Source organism: Sphingomonas sp. GW821-FHT10F09 (assembly GCF_058809195.1).
Window position 1 is genome coordinate 25839 of record NZ_JBXASI010000004.1, and the last position, 23534, is coordinate 49372.

24 protein-coding genes are annotated in these 23534 nt (G+C 68.1%); 13 read left to right on the plus strand and 11 right to left on the minus strand.

Going from position 1 to position 23534, the window contains the following annotated elements; genetic code table 11:
- Nucleotides 1–93 precede the first annotated feature (93 nt).
- A complete protein-coding gene (locus tag AC1RTO_RS12905; RefSeq protein ID WP_293874788.1) occupies nt 94–1080 on the minus strand; it encodes an NAD(P)H-dependent flavin oxidoreductase in 987 nt (328 codons plus the stop codon).
- 264 nt (nt 1081–1344) lie between these two features.
- Nucleotides 1345–2619: an aspartate kinase gene (locus AC1RTO_RS12910; protein WP_493161594.1), complete on the minus strand. Its 1275-nt coding sequence runs from the start codon at nt 2617–2619 to the stop codon at nt 1345–1347.
- A gap of 52 nt (nt 2620–2671) precedes the next feature.
- Here AC1RTO_RS12910 and ubiG point away from each other — a divergent pair, with 52 nt between their 5' ends.
- From ubiG to AC1RTO_RS12925, 3 genes are read left to right on the plus strand one after another with little or no spacing between them, the layout of a single operon-like run.
- Nucleotides 2672–3445, plus strand: coding sequence for a bifunctional 2-polyprenyl-6-hydroxyphenol methylase/3-demethylubiquinol 3-O-methyltransferase UbiG (gene ubiG, locus AC1RTO_RS12915; protein WP_493161243.1), 774 nt, complete (start codon nt 2672–2674; stop codon nt 3443–3445).
- Nucleotides 3446–3457: 12 nt separating this feature from the next.
- Nucleotides 3458–4894, plus strand: coding sequence for an ArnT family glycosyltransferase (locus AC1RTO_RS12920; protein WP_493161244.1), 1437 nt, complete (start codon nt 3458–3460; stop codon nt 4892–4894).
- Nucleotides 4891–5613 carry a DUF2334 domain-containing protein gene (locus AC1RTO_RS12925; RefSeq protein ID WP_493161245.1) on the plus strand — a complete coding sequence of 241 codons (723 nt, stop codon included), beginning with the start codon at nt 4891–4893 and terminating at the stop codon, nt 5611–5613. The genes AC1RTO_RS12920 and AC1RTO_RS12925 overlap by 4 nt, the downstream gene beginning before the upstream one ends.
- Here AC1RTO_RS12925 and AC1RTO_RS12930 read toward each other — a convergent pair.
- The 8 genes from AC1RTO_RS12930 to pyrE all read right to left on the minus strand — a co-directional run bounded on the left by AC1RTO_RS12930 (nt 5589) and on the right by pyrE (nt 12409).
- Nucleotides 5589–6776, minus strand: a complete 1188-nt coding sequence (locus AC1RTO_RS12930; RefSeq protein ID WP_493161246.1) for a glycosyltransferase — start codon at nt 6774–6776, stop codon at nt 5589–5591. The genes AC1RTO_RS12925 and AC1RTO_RS12930 overlap by 25 nt on opposite strands.
- A 13-nt stretch (nt 6777–6789) precedes the next feature.
- Nucleotides 6790–7308, minus strand: coding sequence for a DUF2141 domain-containing protein (locus AC1RTO_RS12935; protein ID WP_493161247.1), 519 nt, complete (start codon nt 7306–7308; stop codon nt 6790–6792).
- Nucleotides 7305–8168: a hypothetical protein gene (locus AC1RTO_RS12940; protein WP_493161248.1), complete on the minus strand. Its 864-nt coding sequence runs from the start codon at nt 8166–8168 to the stop codon at nt 7305–7307. The genes AC1RTO_RS12935 and AC1RTO_RS12940 overlap by 4 nt, the downstream gene beginning before the upstream one ends.
- Before the next feature lie 255 nt (nt 8169–8423).
- Nucleotides 8424–9488 carry an AI-2E family transporter gene (locus AC1RTO_RS12945; protein ID WP_493161249.1) on the minus strand — a complete coding sequence of 355 codons (1065 nt, stop codon included), beginning with the start codon at nt 9486–9488 and terminating at the stop codon, nt 8424–8426.
- Between the two features lies 1 nt (nt 9489).
- Nucleotides 9490–10440, minus strand: coding sequence for a signal peptidase I (gene lepB / locus AC1RTO_RS12950; RefSeq protein ID WP_493161250.1), 951 nt, complete (start codon nt 10438–10440; stop codon nt 9490–9492).
- Nucleotides 10437–10847, minus strand: a complete 411-nt coding sequence (acpS, locus tag AC1RTO_RS12955; protein WP_493161251.1) for a holo-ACP synthase — start codon at nt 10845–10847, stop codon at nt 10437–10439. The genes lepB and acpS overlap by 4 nt, the downstream gene beginning before the upstream one ends.
- Before the next feature lie 252 nt (nt 10848–11099).
- Nucleotides 11100–11831 carry a pyridoxine 5'-phosphate synthase gene (locus AC1RTO_RS12960; protein ID WP_493161252.1) on the minus strand — a complete coding sequence of 244 codons (732 nt, stop codon included), beginning with the start codon at nt 11829–11831 and terminating at the stop codon, nt 11100–11102.
- The gene (pyrE, locus tag AC1RTO_RS12965; RefSeq protein ID WP_493161253.1) at nt 11828–12409 is read right to left on the minus strand and encodes an orotate phosphoribosyltransferase; all 582 of its coding nucleotides are present in this window, start codon (nt 12407–12409) and stop codon (nt 11828–11830) included. The genes AC1RTO_RS12960 and pyrE overlap by 4 nt, the downstream gene beginning before the upstream one ends.
- A 215-nt stretch (nt 12410–12624) precedes the next feature.
- Here pyrE and coxB point away from each other — a divergent pair, with 215 nt between their 5' ends.
- The 4 genes from coxB (at nt 12625) to AC1RTO_RS12985 (ending at nt 18861) form a co-directional block, all read left to right on the plus strand.
- Nucleotides 12625–13764, plus strand: coding sequence for a cytochrome c oxidase subunit II (coxB, locus tag AC1RTO_RS12970; protein WP_493161254.1), 1140 nt, complete (start codon nt 12625–12627; stop codon nt 13762–13764).
- Between the two features lies 1 nt (nt 13765).
- Nucleotides 13766–15427 carry a cytochrome c oxidase subunit I gene (gene ctaD, locus AC1RTO_RS12975; RefSeq protein ID WP_493161255.1) on the plus strand — a complete coding sequence of 554 codons (1662 nt, stop codon included), beginning with the start codon at nt 13766–13768 and terminating at the stop codon, nt 15425–15427.
- A 315-nt stretch (nt 15428–15742) separates the two neighbouring features.
- Entirely contained in the window at nt 15743–17470 is a 1728-nt protein-coding gene (locus AC1RTO_RS12980) for a DUF1800 domain-containing protein (RefSeq protein WP_493161256.1), read from the plus strand.
- Between the two features lie 11 nt (nt 17471–17481).
- On the plus strand, nt 17482–18861 hold the full coding sequence (locus AC1RTO_RS12985; RefSeq protein WP_493161257.1) for a DUF1501 domain-containing protein: 1380 nt from the start codon (nt 17482–17484) through the stop codon (nt 18859–18861).
- Between the two features lie 19 nt (nt 18862–18880).
- On the opposite strand, the gene AC1RTO_RS12990 is transcribed toward AC1RTO_RS12985, so the two are convergent.
- On the minus strand, nt 18881–19774 hold the full coding sequence (locus AC1RTO_RS12990; RefSeq protein ID WP_493161258.1) for an iron-containing redox enzyme family protein: 894 nt from the start codon (nt 19772–19774) through the stop codon (nt 18881–18883).
- Between the two features lie 149 nt (nt 19775–19923).
- Here AC1RTO_RS12990 and AC1RTO_RS12995 point away from each other — a divergent pair, with 149 nt between their 5' ends.
- Genes AC1RTO_RS12995 through AC1RTO_RS13020 form a run of 6 tightly spaced genes read left to right on the plus strand, consistent with a single transcriptional unit; the run spans nt 19924 to nt 23527 of the window.
- Nucleotides 19924–20826: a heme o synthase gene (locus AC1RTO_RS12995; RefSeq protein WP_493161259.1), complete on the plus strand. Its 903-nt coding sequence runs from the start codon at nt 19924–19926 to the stop codon at nt 20824–20826.
- Nucleotides 20823–20957, plus strand: a complete 135-nt coding sequence (locus tag AC1RTO_RS13000; RefSeq protein ID WP_293874826.1) for a cytochrome c oxidase system small membrane protein — start codon at nt 20823–20825, stop codon at nt 20955–20957. Before AC1RTO_RS12995 ends, AC1RTO_RS13000 begins: the two co-directional genes overlap by 4 nt.
- A complete protein-coding gene (locus AC1RTO_RS13005; RefSeq protein ID WP_493161260.1) occupies nt 20954–21508 on the plus strand; it encodes a cytochrome c oxidase assembly protein in 555 nt (184 codons plus the stop codon). The genes AC1RTO_RS13000 and AC1RTO_RS13005 overlap by 4 nt, the downstream gene beginning before the upstream one ends.
- 35 nt (nt 21509–21543) lie before the next feature.
- Nucleotides 21544–22476, plus strand: coding sequence for a cytochrome c oxidase subunit 3 (locus AC1RTO_RS13010; RefSeq protein ID WP_493161261.1), 933 nt, complete (start codon nt 21544–21546; stop codon nt 22474–22476).
- A gap of 26 nt (nt 22477–22502) precedes the next feature.
- Nucleotides 22503–22934 (plus strand): DUF983 domain-containing protein, encoded by a 432-nt coding sequence (locus tag AC1RTO_RS13015; RefSeq protein WP_493161262.1) that lies wholly within the window; start codon nt 22503–22505, stop codon nt 22932–22934.
- Complete coding sequence (locus tag AC1RTO_RS13020) at nt 22931–23527, plus strand: SURF1 family protein (protein ID WP_493161263.1); 597 nt, start codon at nt 22931–22933, stop codon at nt 23525–23527. The genes AC1RTO_RS13015 and AC1RTO_RS13020 overlap by 4 nt, the downstream gene beginning before the upstream one ends.
- Nucleotides 23528–23534 lie beyond the last annotated feature (7 nt).

Genomic DNA, 23534 nt, shown 5'->3' on the forward strand with positions numbered 1-23534 from the left:
GTGACCCGGAGCGCAGCGTACTATCGGTACGTGAGCACCGGAAGCACGCGAAACCGCCGTTTGCAGGCCGTCAGGGCTGAATGGCGATCGGCCCTAGCCCGCGCGCTTTTCCAGGGCCGAGGCCGCTTCGGCCATCAGCGCACCGATGATCTCGGCGATCGGCTCTTCCTTCGTCACCATGCCGACCGACTGGCCGGCCATTACCGAACCATGTTCGATATCGCCGTCGATCACCGCGCGGCGCAGCGCGCCCGCCCAGTAATGTTCGATCTGCAACTGCGCCTCGAGCATCTCGACCTTGCCGCCGTCGAGCAGCAGCGCCACCTCGCGCTGCTTGGCGCCGAACAATTCGCCCGCCGCATTCTTCAGCGCGCGCACCGGGATCACCGGCAGACGCGGGTCGATCTGCACGCTGGCGATCGCGTCGCGCGCGGAGGCGCGGATGAACGCCTTCTTGAAATTGGCATGCGCGATCGATTCGGTCGCGCAGACGAAGCGCGTGCCGAGCTGGACGCCCGCCGCACCCATGTCGAGATAGCCCGCGATCGCCTCGCCGCGGCCGATGCCGCCGGCAACGAACACCGGCACCAGCTCGGCGATCTCGGGCAGCATCTCCTGTGCGAGCACGCTGGTCGACACCGGGCCGATATGGCCGCCGGCCTCCATCCCCTCGATCACCAGCGCATCGACGCCCGAGCGGATCAGCTTCTTCGCCAGCGCCAGCGTCGGCGCGAAGCAGATCACCTTCGCGCCGCTCGCCTTGATCGCCTCCAGCGCCCCCTTGGGCGGCAGCCCGCCGGCGAGTACGACATGGCCGACCGCATGCTTCGCGCAGACCGCGATCAGGTCGAACAGCGCCGGATGCATGGTGATGAGGTTCACGCCGAACGGCCGGTCGGTCATCGCCCGGGTCGCGGCGATCTCCGCATCGAGCAGGTCGGGGGTCATCGCCCCGCAGGCGATCACACCGAAGCCGCCCGCGTTCGACATCGCCGACACGAGGTGGCGCTCGCTCACCCACGACATCGCGCCCGCCATGATCGCGACCTCGCTGCCGAGGAACGCCGCGCCGCGCGCCATCCGGCGCGTCAGGCGCTCGGTGCCGATACTATTTAAATTATTCACGAGGCAGCCAACCCTTGTCGTTACGGGCCGGTAAAGCCGCCCCCTTATCTTCCATCTTCTTTATAATGATACCTTCAAAAACTGGCGACCAACCATCCCAGTTTGACGCCCAGCAGCTATCGCAGAACGTCATCTCGTAGCGCCGAGCGTAATGTCCCTCGTAACTTCCGCCGCCCATTTGTATGGATCGCCCACATAAATCGCAGCGGAAGGGCGATGTCACGCCGCCGCCTCTGCATCTAACCCATAAGCGGTGTGGAGCACGCGGACGGCGAGTTCGGTCTCGTCCTCGTGGATCAGCACGCTGACCTTGATCTCGCTGGTCGAGATCGCCTGGATGTTGATCCCGCGCGCGCCCAATGTCGTGAACATCGTGCTGGCGACGCCTGCGTGGCTGCGCATGCCGACCCCGACGACCGAGATCTTGGCTACGCGCGTATCGTGGACCATCTCGGCAAAGCCGATCGCCTCGCGTCCCTGGTTGAGCGATTCGAGGCTGCGCGCCAGATCGGCGGACGGCACCGTGAAGGTGACGTCGGTCGAGCCGTGGTTGTGCGCGATGTTCTGGATGATCATGTCGACGTTGATGTTCGCCGCCGCCAGCGGTTCGAAGATCGCCGCGACCGCCCCGGGCTTGTCCGGCACGCTGATGAGCGTGATCTTCGCCTCGTTCTTGTCGTGCGCGATGCCGGTGATGAGCTGGCGTTCCACGTCGTCTATCTCCTCTTCGCCGACGATCATCGTGCCGGGCAATGTGTCCGCCATCGGTGCGTCCTCGCCGGTGAAGGACGAGAGCACCTGGACGCGGACCTGTTCCTTCATCGCGAGGCCGACCGAGCGGGTCTGCAACACCTTCGCGCCGACGCTGGCGAGTTCCAGCATCTCTTCATAGGTCACCTTGGCGAGCTTGCGCGCGCGCGGCACGATCCGGGGATCGGTGGTGTAGACGCCGTCGACGTCGGTGTAGATGTCGCAGCGGTCCGCCTTCATCGCCGCCGCCACCGCGACCGCCGACGTGTCCGACCCGCCGCGGCCGAGCGTCGTGATCCGGCCGCTGCCCCCGTTGGCGTCGTCCGCCACGCCCTGGAAGCCCGGGATCACCGCCACCTCGCCGGCCGACAGGCTGGCGTCGAGCGCCGCGGTGTCGATCGTGCCGATCCGCGCCTTGGCGAAGGCGTCGTCGGTGTGGATCGGCAGCTGCCAGCCCATCCACGAGCGCGCCTTGACGCCCGCCGCCTGCAACGCGATCGCGAGCAGCCCGCTGGTGATCTGTTCGCCGGCCGAGACGACGACGTCATATTCGCGCGGATCGTACAGCGACGACGCCTCGCGGCAGAAGCCGACCAGCCGGTCGGTCTCGCCCGCCATCGCCGAGACGACGACCGCGACCTGGTTGCCCGCCTCGACCTCGCGTTTGACGCGCGCGGCGACGCTCCGGATGCGCTCGATCCCGGCCATCGACGTGCCACCGAACTTCATCACGATCCGCGCCATCTGCGTCGCCAAACTCCTTGGGGTAAAGGGGCCGTCCTGATAGGTAGCGGTCATGATAAGCGCAAGCAGCACGATCGATACCCCGGGCGCGAGCACGATCGATCCCCCGGGCGGCAGCACGATCGATGCACGCGAGGCACGGCATTTCGGCACCATGGCGAAGGACTGGTGGGACCCGAAGGGGTCATCGGCGATGCTGCACAGGCTCAACCCGGCGCGGCTCGGCTATATCCGCGCCGCCGTCGACCTGCACTGGGACGGCGACGACACCAGCTTCACCCCGCTCGCCGGCAAGACCGCGCTCGACGTCGGCTGCGGCGCCGGGCTGCTATGCGAGCCGCTCGCCCGGCTCGGCGCGGCGGTGACCGGGATCGACGCGGCGGCGGAGAATATCGCGGTGGCGCGGGCGCATGCGGCCGGGAGCGGCCTCTCGATCGACTATCGCGCGATCGGCGTCGAGGCGATGACCGGCCGCTTCGACCTCGTCACCAGCCTCGAGGTGATCGAGCATGTCAGCGACCCGGCGGGCTTCGTGCGCGGGCTGGCGGAATCGCTCGCCGACGGCGGGCTGCTGGTGATGTCCACCCCCAACCGCACGCCGCTGTCGCGCCTCGCGCTCATCACGCTGGCGGAGGGGACGGGGCGCATCCCGCGCGGGACGCACGACTGGGACAAGTTCCTCACCCCCGACGAGCTCACCGACCTGATCGTCCGCGCCGGGCTGACCGTCACCGACGTGCGCGGGCTCGGCTTCTCGCCCGCGACCGGGTTCACGCTGAGCGATTCCACGCAACTCGATTATTTCGTGACGGCGAAGCGCGCCTAGGTCGGTTCCGCGATGGATATGCTGGCCAATCCGCGGCTGCGGCTGCCGATCCTGCTGCTCGTCGGCATCGCCGCGCGCTGGCTGACCTTCGGCAACCCGCTGGTCCATGTCGACGAGGAATTCTACTTCGTCACCGGCATGCGGATGTGGCAGGGCGCGCTGCCCTTCGTCGACATCTGGGATCGCAAGCCGGTCGGGCTGTTCCTCCTCTATGCCGTCCCCGGCGCGTTCGGCTTCCCGGCGGGCATCTGGGCCTATCAGCTGCTCGCGCTTGCCAGCGTCGTCGCCACCGCCTGGCTGATCGGCCGGCTCGCCGGGCGGATCGGCCACGCCACCGGCGCCACCGCGGCGGGCCTCGCCTATATCCTGTGGCTCGACCTGCTCGGCGGACAGGGCGGGCAGACGCCGGTCTTCTACAATCTGCTGACGATCGCGGCGGCGCTGGTGCTGCTGTCCTCGGCATCGTCACCGCACCGCCGGGCGCTCGGCCTGCTGGTCATGGCGCTGATCGGCGCGGGGCTGCAGATCAAGACGTCGCTGGTGTTCGAGGGCCTGTTCTTCGGCCTGTGGCTGCTCGCCGACGAATGGCGGCTGGTGCGCCGGCCGGCATGGTTCCTCGGCTATGGCGTGGTGCTGGTCGCGGTCGCGCTGCTGCCCGTCGTCGCGGCGGCGGGCTATTATCTTGCCGCCGGGCAATGGGATGCGTTCGTCTATGCGAACGTCGTGTCGATCTTCCAGCGCGTGCCCGACCCCGCATCGCTGCTGGCGGGCAATATCGGCAAGCTGGCGCTCATCGTGTCACCGGTGGTCGCGCTGGCGGTCGTCGCGCTGATCCGCGACCGGGCCTGCGCCGATCACCGGCGGGAACGGCGCTTCATCGCATGGTGGCTGGCGGTGGCGATCGCCAGCGTCGCGATCTTCCGGCCGTGGTTCGACCATTATGCGCTGCCGATCCTGCTGCCCGGCTGTGCCGCCGCCGCCGGCCTGCTCGGCAGCGCGGCATGGCGCCGCCGCTACACCCCCGCGCTGCTGCTGACCGCCGCGCTCGCCGGGCAGGTCGTGCTGGTCCTGCAGAACCGCGGCCGCGGCGATGCGCGCGAGCTGGCGGCGATGACGCAGGCGGTGGGCCACGGGCCCGGCTGCCTCTACGTCTATTCGGGGACGACGATGCTCTACGCCGCGACCGGCCGCTGCGCGCTGTCGCGCTATCTGATCCCCGCGCACCTGATCCGCGCGCGGGAGGCGGGCGCGACCGGCGTCGACCAGGATAGCGAGATCCGCCGCATCCTCGCGCAGCGCCCCGCGGTCGTGGTGATCCGCCCGCCCTACAAGGGCGAACGCCCGGCGGCGCATCGTCTGGTCATGGGGGCAATGGCGCGCGACTATCGCCTCGCCGCGACGCTGCCGATGGGCAACGAGGCGATCGGCATCTATCACCGCCGCCGATGAAACGCCTGTTCGCCTCGATCCACGACGTCTCGCCCCGCTTCGAGGGCGAGGTCGACCGGCTGCTCGACCATCTCGCGCCCCATGTCGGGCGGCGGCTGGCGATGCTGGTCGTGCCCGATCACTGGAGCAGCGCGCCGATCACCCCCGCCTTCGCGCGCCGCCTGCGCGGCTGGGCGGACGAGGGGATCGAGATGTTCGTCCACGGCTGGACGCATCGCGACGACAGCCGCCACGCCGGCGCCGCCGCGGGGTTCAAGGCGAAGCACATGACCGCCGGCGAGGGCGAGTTCCTCGGCCTGAGCCATGCCGAGGCGTTGCAGCGGATGCGGCGCGGCAAGGCGCTGGTCGAGGATATCACCGGCCGCGCGGCGACGGGCTTCATCGCCCCCGCCTGGCTCTATTCGGACGGCGCGCGCGCGGCGCTGGCGGATGCCGGCTTCGCGCTGGCGGAGGATCATGCGCGGGTCTGGCGCCCGGGCGGCGGGGTGGTCGCGCGCGGCCCGGTCATCACCTGGGCCAGCCGGTCGCGGATGCGGCAGTGGAGTTCGCTCGCCGCCGCCGGCGCGCTGCGCCACGCGCTGCAACCGACCCGCCACGTACGGATCGCGGTCCATCCCGGCGATACGACCGTCGCGGCGCTGCTCGCCAGCATCACCGCGACCTTCGCCGCCTTCGGGCGGCACCGGCCGTCGGCCTATGCGGACCTCTTGAGCGGCTGATCCCGCGCCGCGATCACCGCGGCATAATGCGCGACCAGATCGGCGGCATGCGCCTCGTCGCTGCGCACTCGCGTCGCTGCCACCGCCGCCGCGCGACGGACGAGGCCGCGGTCGCGCGCCAGCATGCGCAGGATCGCGTCGGCGCAGGAATGCGCGTCGCGCTGTTCGTAGACCTCGGCGAACAGCGGATCGGCGATCTCGGCGGTGCCGCCGCCGTCGGGAACGATCAGCGGCGTGCCGCTCGCCAGCGCCTCGGCGGGGACCAGCCCGAACGTCTCGGTGCCGCAGCCGTGGATATAGGCGTCGGCACTCGCCATGATCGTCGCCAGCCGGTGGCGGTCGTAGACGGGGCGGAACAGGCGGATGTGCGGGTTGTCGCCGATATGCTTTTCCAGCGTCTTCGTATCCATCCCCTGCCCCAGGATGACGAGCCCGACCGGCGCCTGCGTCCCGACCCGGCGCACCGCGTCGATCACCGTCGGCCAGCGCTTTTCGGGATGGTGCCGGCCGACGCCGAGCAGCAATTGCGCCTCCGGCGGCAGGCCGCATTGCTGCAGCAGCGCGGCGCGCAGGCCCTCGTCGCGCAGCGCGGGCGAAAAGTGGCGGCGTTCGATCCCCAGCGGCATCGTCGCATCGACGCGCACGCCCCGCCCCGCCAGCTTCTTCGTCAGCGACGGACCGTTGGTCACCACCGTGTCGTAGCCGGCAAGGCAGCGGCCCAGATAGCGGTCGTACCAGGCGAACGCCCGCTCGATCCGCCCGCTGGAGGCGACCGGCTTGAACCAGCGCTTGGCATAGGCTTCGAGATTGTCGTTGTGCATGAAGAACGAGCGGATCGCCCGCCCTTCCCAGCCCGCGACGACCCAGGCGCTGCGCCACGGCGAGCAATTCTCGACCACGTCGGGATCGAGCGCGTCGAGCCGCCGGCGCAGCGGTTCGGCATCCCAGAACAGGCCGTAATTGGCGTCGAACGGCATGCCCATCGCCTTGATGTAATGGACCGCGCCGCCGCCGGGCCGCGCCTCGACCCGATCCTCGCGGCCGGGGGCGAGGACGATCAGTTCGTGCCCCGTCGCCGCCAGCACCTCGATCTTGCGATCGATATAGGTGCGCACGCCACCACCGGTCGGCGAATAGATTTCGTTGACGTCGACGATTCTCATCCGCGGGCCCGAATCACTCGCTTTTGACCGGCGCGAAACCACCCAGCCCCCGGAGATATTGCATTCGCACCACACGCTCAGCAGTCACAACGCCGACGTCGACGATCGCGCGCTCGACCTTGGGCCGCGACATGCCGAGCTTGCCCTCGCCCGGAAATCCCGCGCCGTCGGCGAAGAAGTTAAACTTGTTCCTGCCGTCGCGGTCGTGGGTGACGAGCAGCGCGTAGCGGCCGGGATGCGGCACGCGGATGCAGATCGCGACCGCGCCGCTCGCCGGCACCCCCGTCCACACCCGGCGGAACGTCTTGCCCGCGGCGATCAACGCATCGTCGTCCTCGAGGAAATCCACCTCGTTGGCGGGATAGAGTTCCAGCTTCATCCGGCCCTTGCGGTCCTTCAGCCCGATCACCTCCGCCAAGATCGCCAGACCGCCGCCGGGACTGCACGCCGCCGCATCGCTGCCCAGGATCTGCGCCGACGCCGGCGCCGCAATCGTCAGCATGGCTGGCCCCGCGATCAGCAACCGCTTCATCCCCGCCTCCGCGTCGCGAGATGGTGCACTCCGAACAGCACGATCAGCAGCGCATGGACCAGCAGCACCGCCGCCGCGGTGAAGGCGATCAGTTCGGACAGCGCCTTGTCCTGGCCGATCATCAGGATCGCGAAATTGGCGAAGAGCAGGTCTTTGTTGGGCAGCAGCGGCAGGCGCGAGAACAGCAACCGCCCCGCCGACAGGAACAGCCAGGTGCCGATCGCCGCGCTCGGCATCGCCAGCGCCCAGGCGACCGCGAGCAGCAGCGTGCTCAGGATCAGCCGCGCGCAATGCATGCCGAACACCATCCACAGGTCGCGCCGCGGCAGCGAGAAGACCTTGCGCGAAAAGATCAGGAACGGCAGCGACGTGCCGAAGATGACGGCGAGCGATCCGTAGACCAGCCGCATCATGTCGGGCGAGATCAGGTCCCGCCCGACCGGCAGCGCCACCGCGATCATCGCCAGCGTCACCGCATTGCCGGCGATCGCCGACAGGATCGACACGTCCTTGACCGCGCCGAACGGCGCCGCGACCAATTGCGTCCGCGCCCGCGCCCAGGCGTAAAAATAGGCCTCGCCGGAATAGCCCATGACCACGTCGTTCGCGATCCGCTTCTTGATCAGCGCGACGAGGCCGGACAGCGGGATACGCCACAGCCGGCGGAAGATGAGGTAATCGGCCAGCGGCGGCACGAAATAGAGTGCGGCGAAGGCGATGTAGAACAGCGGGTTGCGCGGCGTGGCGCGATTGAGCCCGGCGAGGCCCGAGCTCAGCAGCTCGTGCCCCAGTCCTGCCAGCATGGCCAGGGTCACCAGCGCGCCGATGATCGCGGGCCAGCGGCTCTTGATGGTCTTCAAGGGTTGTAGTCCCGCAATGTCGGGGGACGCCGGCACGAAGTCGGTGCGGGGGCGGCCTGGACTATGGTCGATCTGCACCCGTAAATCCGAACGATGAAGGTGGCGCCGCTTAACGTCAAAAGGGCCGCGACGCACATGAAATCGGCTTCATCGGGGTGTCACAGGGGTCGTTGCCGGGGCGTGCCGCGGGGCGGTTTCGCACGCTTTGCGGGTAAGCCATTGCAGGCACGGCACTTCCCCCGGCGTCCGGCGCGATTATGCCGGTTCCGGTTCGTCCGCTTCGGACTCGCGTTCAGAACTGCGCTCCAGCGCAGTCTTGACCATCGCGGTCATCGGATCGGCCAGCGCGAGGCCGAGAATGCCGAACAGTGCGCTCGCCATGATCTGCGCGCCCAGCGTCAGCGCAGGCGGCAGATCGACCGTCTTCTTGGCGACGATCGGTAGCAGGACGTAGCCATCGAAACCCTGCACGACGATATAGGTCCCGATCGCCCAGAAGCCGACGTCGGTCCCCGCCGAAAAGCCGACCGCGACCATCAGCGCGCCGCTGATGAACGCGCCGATATTGGGGATGAAGGCGAGCAGCCCGGTGAGGATGCCGAGGATCATCGCCATCGGCACGCCGCCGATCGACAGCGCGATCCAGGTCAGGATGCCCTCCGCCAGCATGCCGAGCAGGCGGCCGGCGAGCAGGCGGCGGAGCGTCTTGCCCATCCGCTCCATCACCACCGCGAATTCAGCGCGATTGGACCGCGGCACCATCCATTCGACGCCGCGGCGGTAGGTGCCCGGGTCCATGGCGACGAACAGTCCGATGACGATTATCATGAACATCGTGGTCAGCGCGCCGAAGGCGGTGCCGACCCAGGAGGTGATCCGCCCGACCGAGCTCAACGCCTGGCGCGCGATGCCGCTGACGTCGGAGGCGCCGGGCATCAGCCCCTGTGCGCTCAGCCAACCGGCGACGCGGTTGGCCTGCGATTCCAGCGTCGTGCGCAGCTGCGCGAACTGCGCCGACACCTGCACCCCGGTGAGGTAGAAGGTGCCGACCAGAAAGGCGATGGTCAGCACCATGACGATCAGCAGCCGCCAGCCGCGCCCGATCGGCAGCACCTTGCCGAGCAGCCGCACGCCGCCGTCGAGCAGGGCGGCGAACACCAGCCCGGCGAAGATGATGAGCAGCGGCTGGACCAGGATCACCGCCAGCGCTATCCCGCCGGCCAGTCCCAGCCAGACCGTCGCGCGCTTCAGCTCCTGACGGATGAAGGGATCGCGCAGCTCGTTGGGGCTGGGCTCCTGCACGGGCTGCGACGAACCCATCCTACTTCCCTTCGGCCGGGTGGAGCGACACGCCGGCGCGGCCGGAGCGGAACGAGCCCCACCATGTCAGCGGGTTCCAGCCCGCATCGCCGTCGAGGCTGAAGGTCAGGAATTCGGCGCGGCCACCCAGATTCTCGTACGGCACCGGCCCGCCGAGCCCGAGCTGCGACAGCGAGAAGCGGCTGTCCGCCGAGCGATCGCGGTTGTCGCCCATCAGGAAGACGTGGCCAGCGGGGATCTTCACCGTCGCGAAATTGTCGCCAGGGCTGTCCGGCTCCATGTCGACGGTGTCGTAATAGCGGCCGTTGGGCAGCGTCTCGGTAACGATCGGCAGGTGGCAGACATAGCCGCCGCTGGCCCCGGGTGCGGGCCGGCGCGCGCCATAATATTCGCTGTCGCTGCACGGGCTGTTGGTATCGACCGGCAGGTCGACATAATGCATCGGCCCGCGTGCGATCGGCTTGCCGTTGAGGATCACCGTCCCGCCCTGCACCGCCAGCGTGTCGCCGGGCAGGCCGATGACGCGCTTGATATAGTCGTTGCGGGTGCCGGGCGGCGTGACGATGACGACGTCGCCGCGCTCCGGCAGGCTGCCGAACAGGCGGCCGTGGATGAAGGGCAGGCCGACGCTCCAGCTGTCCTCCTGCTGGCGCAGCACAACGCTGCGAAAGATCGCGACCGGATTGGGGATCGTCGGCGAGACGAAGGACCAGCCATAGGCGAACTTCGACACCACCAGCCGGTCGCCGATGCGCAGGCCCGGCAGCATCGATTCGGACGGGATGTAGAAGGGCTTGGCGACGAGGCTGTGGAAGCCGAGCACGATCAGGATCAGCCAGAAGATGCCCTTGATCTCGCCCCACCAGTCGGTCGTCTTCTTGGGGGCGGTGTCCGTCGGCGGAACGGTCCTCGCTTCGCTGGGCTGATTGCCGTCCAACACCGCGTCCTTCATGCCTTGGGATCCGGAATTGCCTCGATAATCACAAAGGCTTGCGCCCAGGGATGATCGTCGGTCAGGGTCAAATGTACGGCCGCGACGTGGCCTTCGGGGATCAACGCGTCAAGCCGTTGCTTGGCCCCGCCGGTCAGCGACAGGGTCGGCGCGCCCGAGGGGGCGTTGACGACGCCGATATCCTTCATGAACACGCCCGCCCGGAACCCGGTGCCGACCGCCTTGGAAAAGGCCTCCTTGGCGGCGAACCGCTTGGCGAGTGTCCCCGCCTTGGTGAACGGCCGCCGCGCCGCCTTGGCGCGCTCGTGCGCCGTGAACACCCGCGCCTCGAACCGCTCGCCGAACCGGTCGAGCGACTGCTGGATACGCTCGATATTGCACAGGTCGGAGCCGAGGCCGACGATCATGCCCCGGGTCCAGCAATGAGACGATGGGTTCGCGCAAAGACGTGGAGACGCGGAGAAGGAGGCAAGGAATGGGCCGCGATCGGGGGCCGTGTCGGGTATCGCGCCGAAGGCGCTGCCAAAGCAGGCCGGATCGACGGACCGCGACAGCGGCCGCTCCAAACCGGACGGCCGGCCGCACCTGCTTCCCCGAACAACCGCGCCGCCGCGCGAACCAGCCTTCTCCCTCCATGCAACAGCGTCTTCGCGAGACGATCACCCACGCGCCGCATCCATCTCCTCGCGCATCCGCCGCACGGCGTCGCCGAGCCCGACGAACAGCGCCTCGCCGACCAGGAAATGGCCGATGTTGAGCTCGCGCACCTGCGGGATCGCCGCGATCGGCCCGACATTGTCGAAGGTCAGGCCATGCCCGGCATGCACCTCGATCCCGTTCTTCGCCGCCAGCGCCGCCGCGTCCGACAGCCGGCGCAGCTCCACGGTGCGCGCCTCGCCGTCGATCTCCGCGTAACGGCCGGTGTGCAGTTCGACGACCGGTGCACCCAGCCGGATCGCCGCATCGATCTGCGCCGCATCGGGTTCGATAAACAGCGACACGCGGATGCCCGCATCGCGCAATTGCCCGACCAGCGGCGCCAGCCGGGCGAACTGCCCCGCCGCGTCCAGCCCGCCCTCGGTGGTCAGTTCCTCGCGCTTTTCCGGCACAATGCACGCCGCATGCGGACGATGGCGCAGCGCGATCGCCAGCATCTCGTCGGTCGCCGCCATTTCGAGGTTGAGCGGGATCGTCAGCTCGGCCGCCAGCCGCGCGATATCGTCGTCGGTGATGTGGCGCCGGTCCTCGCGCAGATGCGCGGTGATGCCGTCCGCCCCCGCCTCGGCCGCGAGCACGCCAGCCCGCACCGGATCGGGATAGCCCGCCCCGCGCGCGTTGCGCACGGTGGCGACATGGTCGATGTTGACGCCGAGGCGCAGCGACCGGCTCACGCCGCGCGGCTGCCCGGCTTGATCGCGGGGACCGCCGCCAGCTCCGGTGGCAGCGCGTCCGCTGCATAGGTCGGCACGTCGAGGCGGATCAGCGGAAAGAAGGGGACGCCCAGATCGACGGTGCCGCCCGACCGGTCGACCAGAGAGGCGCCGGCGATCACCCTGCCGCCCGCCGCCTCGATCGCCACGATCGCCTCGCGGCTCGACAGGCCGGTGGTGACGACGTCCTCCATCATCAGCACCGTCTGCCCGGGTTCGAGCCGGAAACCGCGGCGCAGTTCGAACGTGCCGGTGGGCCGCTCGACGAACATTGCCTCGACGCCCAGCGCGCGCGCCATCTCGTAACCGACGATCACGCCGCCCATCGCGGGGGCGACGACCGCGCTGATCCGCGCCTTGAGCTCTGCGGGAATGTGCGCGACCAGCGCCTCGCACAGGCGCGCGGCGCGGCGCGGGTCCATCAGCACGCGGGCGCATTGCAGGTAGCGCGAACTGTGCCGCCCCGACGACAGGATGAAATGCCCCTCCAGCAGGGCATCGGCGGCGCGGAATTCGGCCAGCACGTCGTCGTCGGTCATCGGCGGTCTCGCAAGCAATACGTCGGTCCTCGCGGCTCATAGGTTCTCATGCCCCGCTCGCCAAGCGGCCCATGCGTCATAAACATATGCGGGCGCTTGAGGCGGACGGCACCCCCGCGTATAGGCCATGGCAAAAGGGGTGCAGTCTTGCGCCCATAACGGCCCGTTCGCCGGGCGGGCGAGGGAATCTGGACGGGGTGACGACACGCATGCGCATGAGGTTCAAGGGGATCGCACTGGCCACCGGGCTGGCGCTGGCAGGACTGGGGGCCGCGTCGTACGCCGCACCTGCTCCGCAGGGCGCCGCCGCACCCGCCGGTGTGTCCAACATCGCCCCCACCACCGCCGGCGCGACCGCGCCTGCCGCCCCCGCCTCGCCGCTGCTCGCGCAGGACGGCGCGCCCGCGATCGCGATCGAACCGGGCGTCGGCCACCCGGTCGACGGCCGCATCGGCATCCAGCCGCAGGTGACGACCAACGGCGAATTCGCCCACTGGTTTCACGATTCGATCCTGTTCCCGCTGATTACCGTCATCAGCGTGTTCGTGCTGCTGCTGCTGATCTATGTCGTGATCCGCTTCCGCAAGGCGGCGAACCCGGTCCCGTCGAAGACCAGCCACAATACGGTGATCGAGATCATCTGGACGCTGGCTCCGGTCATCATCCTGGTCCTGATCGCGGTGCCGTCGATCGGGCTGCTCCAGGCGCAGTTCAAGCCCGCCCCGGCCGGCGCGGTGACGCTGAAGGCGATCGGCAACCAATGGTATTGGTCCTATCAATATCCCGATAACGGCGGGTTCGAGATCACCGCCAACATGCTGAAGGAAAAGGACCAGGTCGCCAAGGGCGAGCGGTTCCGCACCGACGCCGACGGGCCCCGCCTGCTCGCCGCCGACAACCGCATCGTGCTGCCGATCAAGACGCCGATCCGCCTCATCACCACCTCGCAGGACGTGATCCATAGCTGGGCGGTCCCCGCCTTCTGGATCAAGCTCGACGCGGTGCCGGGCAGGTTGAACGAGACCAGCTTCACGATCGACAAGCCGGGCCTGTACTTCGGTCAGTGTTCGGAACTGTGCGGCGCGCGGCATGCGTTCATGCCGATCGCGGTGCAGGCGGTGACCCAGGCGGAGTTCGCCGCTTGGGTCCGCGCCAAGGGCGGCACGATGCCGATCCCGGGCACACCGTCCGACAAGGTCATTCCGCAGCCCGGCGCCGAAGGCTCCGCGGCGAAGGAGGCGCAGGGCAATGCGGCCGACGCCGCCACCGGCCCGGTCGAGAACGTGACCAATGCAGCCCCCACTTCCACGCAGGGTGCGACCGGCAATCCGGCCACCGGCAACGCGGGACAGTAAGATGACCGATACCGCCCTCCATCCCTCCGCATTCGTCGCCCACGACGACCATGCGCATCACGATGCGGACCACAAGCCGGGCTTCTTCGCCCGCTGGTTCATGTCGACCAACCACAAGGACATCGGGACGCTCTACCTGATCTTCGCGATCGTCGCGGGGATCATTGGTGGCGCGATCTCGGGCCTGATGCGCGCCGAACTGGCGCACCCCGGCATCCAGTATCTGGTCGGCTGGGCGAACTTCCTGCCCGGCGGCGACGGCGGGCTCGACCATGCGCTCCACCTGTGGAACGTGCTCATCACCGCGCACGGCCTCATCATGGTGTTCTTCATGGTGATGCCGGCGATGATCGGCGGCTTCGGCAACTGGTTCGTGCCGATCATGATCGGCGCGCCCGACATGGCGTTCCCGCGCATGAACAACGTGTCGTTCTGGCTGCTGATCCCCGCCTTCTCGCTGCTGCTCGCCTCGCCCTTCTTCGGCGGCGCCGGCACCGGCTGGACGGTCTATGCCCCGCTCTCGACCTATGGCGAGCCGGGGCCGTCGGTGGACATGGCGATCCTGTCGCTCCACCTCGCGGGCGCCTCGTCGATCCTCGGCGCGATCAACTTCATCACGACCATCTTCAACATGCGCGCGCCGGGCATGACGCTGCACAAGATGCCGCTGTTCGTCTGGTCGGTGCTGGTCACCGCCTTCCTGCTGCTGCTCGCGCTGCCGGTGCTCGCCGCCGCCATCACGATGCTGCTGACCGACCGCAACTTCGGCACGACCTTCTTCGATCCGGCCGGCGGCGGCGATCCGATCCTGTACCAGCATTTGTTCTGGTTCTTCGGCCATCCCGAAGTCTACATCATGATCCTGCCGGGCTTCGGCATCGTCAGCCAGATCATCGCGACGTTCAGCCGCAAGCCCGTCTTCGGCTATCTCGGCATGGCCTATGCCATGGTCGCGATCGGCGTCGTCGGTTTCGTCGTCTGGGCGCACCACATGTTCGTCACCGGCCTCAGCGTGAACGTGAAGATGTACTTCACCGCTGCGACGATGGTGATCGCGGTGCCGACCGGCATCAAGATCTTCAGCTGGATCGCGACGATGTGGGGCGGTTCGCTGTCGTTCAAGACGCCGATGGTCTGGGCGATCGGCTTCATCTTCATGTTCACCGTCGGCGGCGTCACCGGCGTCGTTCTCGCCAATGGCGGCATCGACGATTACATGCAGGACACCTATTACGTGGTGGCGCACTTCCACTACGTGCTGAGCCTCGGTGCCGTGTTCGGCCTGTTCGCGGGCTTCTATTACTGGTTCCCGAAGATGTTCGGGAAGATGTACAACGAGTTCCTCGGCCAGCTGCACTTCTGGGTGTTCTTCGTCGGCGTGAACGTGTTGTTCTTCCCGATGCATTTCCTCGGCCTGCAGGGCATGCCGCGCCGCTATCCGGACTATCCGGACGCCTATGCGACGTGGAATGCGATGGCGAGCCACGGTTACGAGATCATGGCCGCGGGCATGGCGATCTTCTTCGTCAACGTGATCTGGTCGCTGATCGCGGGTCCGAAGGCACCGGACAATCCCTGGGGCGAAGGTGCGACGACGCTGGAATGGACGCTGTCCTCGCCGCCGCCGTATCACCAGTTCGAGACGCTTCCGCGGATCGATTGAGGGTGAGCAGGAGGGCCGCAACGGTGTTGCCGCCCTCCCGCTCAGCCCGGCTGACGCGGCAACGCCGTGCGTCGACGTCATGGGATCCACTCCCCTGACGGGCCAGCGACAGACAGACCACCAGAAAGCCCCGGGTCACCCTGGGGCTTTTTTGTTGCCCGCGCCCGCAGTCGTTACGCCTACGACCATTCCGGCCCCGTCCGCGCCAAACCGTTCGCCGTTAAGCCTGTTCGGTAAGACCCCGATCACCACGCCATGGTAAACAGGGACACGCGTCGGGATATCCGCGCGTACGGGGTCGGGGGATCTGCATCAGTGCTGGACGGTGAACGGACGGACGCCGACGCGTCGGTCGCCCATATCGAGGACGCCGGGGGGTCCTTCGTCGTCCCGACAGCCGGCGGGGCGGACCCGCTCACGCTCGGCGCGACGATCGCGCCCGCGCTGCTGCTCGCGGCCTGCGGCGGCGGCGAGGGCGGCACCGCGGCCACGCCGGCCGCGAGCGCGCCGGTCGTCGTCGCCCCCGCCGCGATCACCCCGACGCAGGCCAGCCGCTTCCTCGCGCAGGCGACGATGGGTGCGACCCGGCCGATGATCGAGGCCGTCGTCAGCCGCCGCTACGAAGGCTGGATCGACGACCAGTTCGCGCTGCCCCGCGCGACGTCGCATTGGGACTGGCTGGTCGCCAACGGCTATACCGCCGCGACCAACATGAACATCGAAGCGGGCTTCGACGCGACGATGTGGCGCCAGCAGATCGTCGAGCCCGACCAGCTGCGCCAGCGCGTCGGTATGGCGCTGCTCGACCTGCTCGTCGTCGGCATCGGCGGGGTCAACCTCAACTGGAAACAGTTCGCCACCGCCGCCTATGTCGACGTGCTGCTCGACAATGCGTTCGGCAATTACCGCACGATCCTCGACGCGATCACGACCAATGCGGCGATGGGGTCGTTCCTCACCTTCCTCGGCAACCGCAAGGCGAACACGACGACCGGCGCGCAGCCCGACGAGAATTACGCGCGCGAGCTGATGCAATTGTTCACGCTCGGCCTGTATCAGCTCAACCCGGACGGCAGCGTCAAGACCAGCGGCGGCGTGCCGATGGAAACCTACACCCCCGCCGACGTCGCCGGCCTCGCCCGCGTCTTCACCGGGCTGAGCCTCGCGACCAACGTCAGCACCACGCCCGATCGCTATCGCCAGCCGCTAGTGATGAACGCCGGGCTGAACGAGACGGGCAGCGCCAGCTTCCTCGGCACCTCGACCAGCGGCGGCGGTATGGCGGCGGTGAAACAGGCGCTCGACACGATCTTCGCGCACCCCAATTTGCCGCCGTTCGTTTCGCGGCAGCTGATCCAGCGCCTCGTCACCAGCAACCCCAGCGCGGCCTATGTCGGACGCGTGTCGGCGGTATTCGCCAGCAACGGCGCGGGCGTGCGCGGCGACATGAAGGCGGTCGTCAAGGCGATCCTGCTCGACAGCGAAGCGCGCAGCGACGATGCGCTCGCCAGCGCCACCGCGGGCAAATTGCGCGAACCGGTGATGCGGCTGACCGGCTGGGCGCGGATGTTCAAGGTCAATTCGCCGTCCAACGCCTGGGGCTTCGGCGACACGTCGAGTCAGTCGACCCGGCTCGGCCAGTCGATGGGGCGCAGCGCCACGGTCTTCAACTTCTTCCGCCCCGCCTATGCGCCGCCCGCCAGCGGGATCAGCAACGCCGGTCTCGTCGCGCCCGAATTCCAGATCACCAACGAACAGAGCGTCGTCGCCTACGTCAATTACATGCAGGGCCTCGTCGCCAACGGCACCGGCGATACCAAGCCGGATTATACCGACATCCTCACCAAGGCGGGCGACAGCGCCGCGCTGGTCGACGAGGTCAATCTGGTGCTCGCCGCCGGACAGCTGAGCGCTGCGACGGTGACTGCGATCCGCGCCGCCGTCGACAGCGTCGCCACGACCGCGACCAACGGGCCGATCAACCGGGTCGGCATCGCGATCCTGCTGACGCTCGCCTCCCCCGACTTCCTGACGCAGCGGTGATCCCCATGGACATGACCCGAGACGCCTCCCGCCGCGCCTTCCTGAAGCGCTCCGCCGCCCTCGGCGTCGCCGGCGTGGCGACCCCGTTCGTCACCAGCCTCGCCGCGATCGGCGAGGCCGCGGCGGCGACCGCGACCGATTACAAGGCGATGGTCTGCATCTTCCTGTACGGCGGCAACGATTATGCCAACACGCTGCCGCCCTATGACGCCGCCGGCCATGCGCAATATCAGGCGGCGCGCGCCAATATCGCGCTGACCCGCGAATCGCTGGCGGGGACGATGCTGACCCCGACGATCGGCCTGCCGGGTGGGCGGCAATATGCGCTGGCGCCGACGATGAAGTCGCTGATGCCGCTGTTCGATGCCGGCAAGCTGGCGGTGACGCTCAACGTCGGCACGCTCGTTCAGCCGACCACCAAGACGCAATACCAGCAGAATGCGGTCAAGCTGCCGCCCAAGCTGTTCAGCCACAACGACCAGCAGAGCTATTTCCAGGCGTCCAATCCCGAAGGCGCGACCAGCGGCTGGGGCGGCCGGATCGGCGACCTGTTCCAGTCGGGCAACGGCGCCTCGACGCTGACCTGCATCAACGCCAGCGGCAATGCGGTCTATCTGACCGGCAGGTCGGCGGTGCAATATGCGATCGGCACCGGCGGGCCGATTCCGCTCATCAACAATGCCGCCTCGCTCTACGGCTCGACCACCGCGGCAGCGACGCTGCGCAGCCTGATGACGGGCGGCAACGCCAATCTGTTCGCCAGCGAACACGCCCGCGTCAGCAAGCGGGCACTCGACACCTACACGCAGGTCAGCGGCGCGCTGGCGAGCGCGCCGGCATCGGGGTTCACGCTGTTCCCGACGGGCAACGGCCTCGCCGACCAGCTCAAGATGGTGGCGCGGCTAATCTCCGTCTCGTCGGAACTCGGCGCGAAGCGGCAGGTGTTCTTCGTCTCGATCGGCGGGTTCGACCTGCACGACAATCTCGTCGCACAGCATCCCGGACTGATCGGCAAGGTCGCCGACGCGATGCGCGCCTTCTACGACACCACCGTCGCGCTCGGCGTCGCGGACAAGGTGACGAGCTTCACCGCCTCCGATTTCGGCCGGACGTTACAGTCGAACGACGACGGATCGGATCACGGCTGGGGCAGCCACCACTTCGTCATGGGCGGCGCGGTGAAGGGGCGCCGCTTCTACGGCACGCCGCCGGGGATCGGCAACGGCACCCCCGACGACGTCGGTCAGGGTCGCCTGCTGCCGACGACCAGCGTCGACCAATATGCGGCGACGCTGGCAAGCTGGTTCGGTGTCGGCAACAGCGACTTGACCACCGTTCTGCCCAACATGGGCAATTACAATCCGTCGAGCTGGAACCTCGGCTTCGTCTAGGGCCGGGCGGCCGGCGGGATCAGCCCATCAGCACACCGCGATAGGCCTCGAAACAGCGCGCGCCGCAGCGCAGCCGGATCAGCGCGCCCTCCGCCATTGCGGTCGCGCGGCGCGGATCCTCGTCGACCGCGGGACGGATCGCCTCACGGTTCCAGTCCTCGCTATGCTTGACGTCGAGCACCGCGTGCAGATCGAAATAGCGCCGCTCCTTGTCGGAGAAGCCCAGCCGGCGCAGTCCCCGGGCGGTCGCGGCCGAACGATCGGGCGCGGTCAGTTCGATCACGCCGAGCGCGCCGACCGAATGCCACGCATAGCGGCGGCTGGTTGCCATCGCCGTCATCGCATTGGCGAGGCACAGGCTCTGCCACAGAGTGTTCTCGATCACCGGATCGACGGCGAGTGTCCCCGCCAGCGCGTTCAGCATCGGCCCGTGCATGCCCCTGACATTGCCGCGCCCCATTTCGTCCCAGTAATTGCGCGCCAGTTCGAGCTTGGGCAACGTCGGCAGCTTGACCTGCGTCATCGCTACGAGGTCGTCGAACCCCGCCTCGCCCGCGGCTTCCTGTTCGAAGAACCAGCGCATCTGGTCGAGGGTGGCGACATCCGCCAGCCACGGGAACAGCGCGTCGTGTTGGCCGGGACCACTCGCCTTCAGGTCCTCGAACCATGCGATGAAACCCTCGACATCGGTCGGCGCCGCGGCCGCTTCGGCGCGCACCTCCTCGCGTAGCTCCTCCAAAAATCCGCCCTCGAGACGCTGCATCCGCACGTCGCGATCGAGCACGCGCTGCCAGTCGGCGGTCGGGAAGGTCGGTTCGAGCCGCTCGCGGTTCCAGTGCGCCAGACCGCGCTGGAAGCTGTCGGTCAGAAACTGCGACGCCTGCACGTCGGCGCCGGCGATACGGGTGGCCATCGTCTTCTCCCCTAATGGGGCAAGCTAACCGCCTGATCTGTCGTTCGTTCCCGCCCCCGCCGAGTCGGTTGACGTCGATCAGCACGATAGGACGGCGGCGGTGCGGCGCCCTTCCCCCCGCCCCCTGCGGCGCGTATAGCGCCATGCATATGACGGTCGCGACGCCCCTTCTCCCCCCCGCCGACTGGCGCGACTTCCTGGCGTTGACCAAGCCGCGGGTGATGACGCTCGTCGTGTTCACCGGCCTGTGCGGCATGCTGGCGGCGCCGGTCGGTATCCACCCGGTGATCGGCTTCACCGCGATCCTGTGCATCGCGCTTGGCGCGGGCGCCGCGGGCGCGCTCAACCAATGGTATGAGGCGGACCTCGACGCCAAGATGCGGCGGACGCAGAAGCGGCCGCTGCCCGACGGGCGGATGGACCGGCAGGCAGCGCTGCATTTCGGCGTCGGGCTCGCGGCCTTTTCGGTCATCCTGATGTTCGTCGCGGTGAACGTCGCCGCGGCGGCGATCCTGACCGTCTCGATCCTGTTCTACGTCCTGATCTACACCGTCTGGCTGAAGCGCCGGACGCCGCAGAATATCGTCATCGGCGGCGCCGCCGGCGCCTTTCCGCCGCTGATCGGCTGGGCGGCGGCGACAGGCGATGTCGCGCTGCTGCCGCTGCTGCTGTTCGGGCTGGTCTTTCTGTGGACGCCGCCGCATTTTTGGGCGCTCGCGCTGTTCGTGAAGACTGATTACGCCAATGCCGGCGTGCCGATGCTGCCCGTCGTCGCGGGCGAGCGGGTGACGCGCCACCATGTCGGGCTCTACACGATCCCGATGGCGATCGCCGCGGTCGCGCCCTGGCCGCTGGGTCTCACCGGCCCGATCTACGGCGGGGTCGCCACCGTCACCACCGCGGTGTTCGCCGCGCTCGCATTGCACGTCGCGACGCGCACCACCCAAGCCGATGACACGATGAAGCCGGAGAAGCGCTTGTTCAGCTATTCGATCCTCTACCTTTTCGTGGTGTTCGGCGCGCTGGTCGTCGACCGCTGGGTGTTCGCATGACGCCGGACGAACAGGACCTGATCCGCCGCCGCCAGAAATCGCGCGCGATCGTCATGGCGCTGCTGCTCGGTGCATTCGTGATCCTGATCTTCGCGGTCGCGATCGTGAAGATCCGCGAAGGAATGATGTGACGCCCGCCGCCCCCTCGACGCGTCGCCAGCTGCGCACCGCGCTGTTCGCGGTGATCGGCATCTGTTTCATGACCGGCGTCGCCTGGGCGAGCATCCCTCTCTACCGCCTCTTCTGTCAGGTCACCGGCCTCAACGGCACGACGCAGCGCGGACTCGAGGCGCCGGGCGCGGTCGACAAGCTGATCCGCATCGATTTCGACAGCAACGTCGCCCCCGGCATGAAATGGCGCTTCCGCCCGGAGGCGGGGTCGGAGACGGTGAAGATCGGCGCGCGCGACATGGCGTTCTTCACCGCGACCAACACCGACACCAGACCGGTCACCGGCACCGCGACGTTCAACGTCACGCCCAGCCAGGCCGGCAAATATTTCACCAAGATCCAGTGTTTCTGCTTCACCCAGCAGACGCTGAAGCCCGGCGAGACGCAGCGCATGCCGGTCATCTTCTTCGTCGATCCGAAGATCATGGACGACCCCGACGCGCGCGATGTCGAGACGATCACCCTCTCCTATACGTTTTACCCGGTGGATTCCGCGAAAACGGCGGGCTAGAGCGTGGCATAAGAGGATAAGAACAGGGAAACGACATGGCCGGCGCCAAGAACCACGATTACCACATCCTGCCCCCCAGCATCTGGCCGCTGTTCGGATCGCTGTCGGCGCTGGTGATGGCGGCAGGCGCGATCATGTGGATGCATGGCGGCCACCTGTCCGCCGACAAGGCGAACGGCGGCGGCTGGATCTTTTTCGCCGGCCTCGCGGGCGTGCTGTTCACCATGTACAGCTGGTGGGCCGAGGTGGTGCGTGAGGCGCATCACGGCGACCATACCCCGGTCGTGCAGCTCCACTTCCGCTACGGCATGATCCTGTTCATCGCCTCCGAAGTCATGTTCTTCGTCGGCTGGTTCTGGGCGTTTTTCGACTTTTCGCTGTTCCCGACCGCGATGAGCTTCGTCGACGGCCAGGTCGAGCGCGCCGCCGAGGGCGCGACGGCGATCGCCGCGCAATGGCCGCCCAAGGGGCTGGAAGTCATCAACGCCTTTGAGCTGCCGCTGCTCAACACGCTGATCCTGCTGACCAGCGGCACCACCGTGACCTGGGCGCACCATGCGTTGATCCACAACCAACGCGGCGGTGAAAAGACCGGCCTGTGGGGCCTGCTCGGCGTCGGCAATCGCGACGGCGTGCTCAAGGGGCTGTGGCTCACCGTCCTGCTCGGCGCCCTGTTCAGCAGCATCCAGGCGTATGAATACATGCACGCGCCTTTCCCCTTCAAGGGGCTGAACTATGGCGCGGCCTTCTTCATGGCGACCGGCTTCCACGGTTTCCACGTGCTGATCGGCACGATCTTCCTGATCGTCTGCCTCATCCGCGCCTACAAGGGCGACTTCACCCCGCGCCAGCATTTCGGCTTCGAAGCCGCAGCTTGGTACTGGCATTTCGTCGACGTCGTGTGGCTGTTCCTGTTCGTCACCGTCTATGTCTGGGGTGGCTGGGGCGCGCCGGTCCACGGCGGCTGATCGCCACGACATGACGGGCGTCGCGCATGACTGATCCGACGCCCGTCCCCCCGGCGGCAGCGATGCCGTCGCCCGGGGCAGCGATGCCCTCCATCGTCCAGGCGGGGCTGCGTGGCCTGTGCCCTCGCTGCGGCCGGCCCACCTTGTTCGCCAAGGCGATCAAGTTCGCCGATCGCTGCCCGTCCTGCGGCCTCGACTTCACGCAGTTCAACGTCGGCGACGGGCCGGCGGCATTCCTGACGCTGATCCTCGGCACGCTCGTCGTGGCGGGCGCGATCACGCTGGAACTGACGCTGCACCCGCCGCTGTGGCTGCACATGCTGATCTGGATTCCGGTGACGCTCGCCGGCGTGATCTGGTCGCTCCGCCTAGCCAAGGGCGCGCTGATGTCCGCCGAATATCGCAACGCCGCGCGCGAGGGGCGGATCGATCCGCAGGGGCCGGACGCCACGCCATGAAGCGTATCCCGATCGTTTCGACGATCGTCGTCACCCTCGCGGTGGCGGCGATGATCGCCCTCGGCCTGTGGCAGCTGCTCGATCGCGCGCCGAAGAAGGCAGCCTATATCGCGCAGCTCGCGGCGAACCCGGCGCGGCCGCCGATCGCCTTTCCGGCCGTTGCCGACGAACGCCTGCTGTTCCGCCGCGCATCGGGCCTGTGCCTGACGCCCGTCGACCAGCGGCTCGCCGGGGCGGGTGCAGCCGGGTTCCGCCTGATCGTTACCTGCCGCACCGGTACCGGGGGGCCGGGGATGATCGTCCAGCTCGGCACCACGCCCGATCCCAAGTTCAAGGGTCGGTGGCAAGGTGGCCCGGTCAGCGGTTTCATCAGCCACGCCCCCGATTCGCGTTCGCTGATCGGGTCGTTGTTCGACCGCAGCCCGCAGCGGCTGATGCTGGTCGCCGATACGTCTGCGATCGGCCTCGGCGCGAACGGCAGGCCCGATCTGTCGTCAGTGCCCAACAACCATCTGTCCTATGCGGTGCAATGGTTCCTGTTCGCCGCCATCGCCGCGGTCATCTATGCGCTGGCGGTGCGGCGGCGGGGCTGAACGCCCG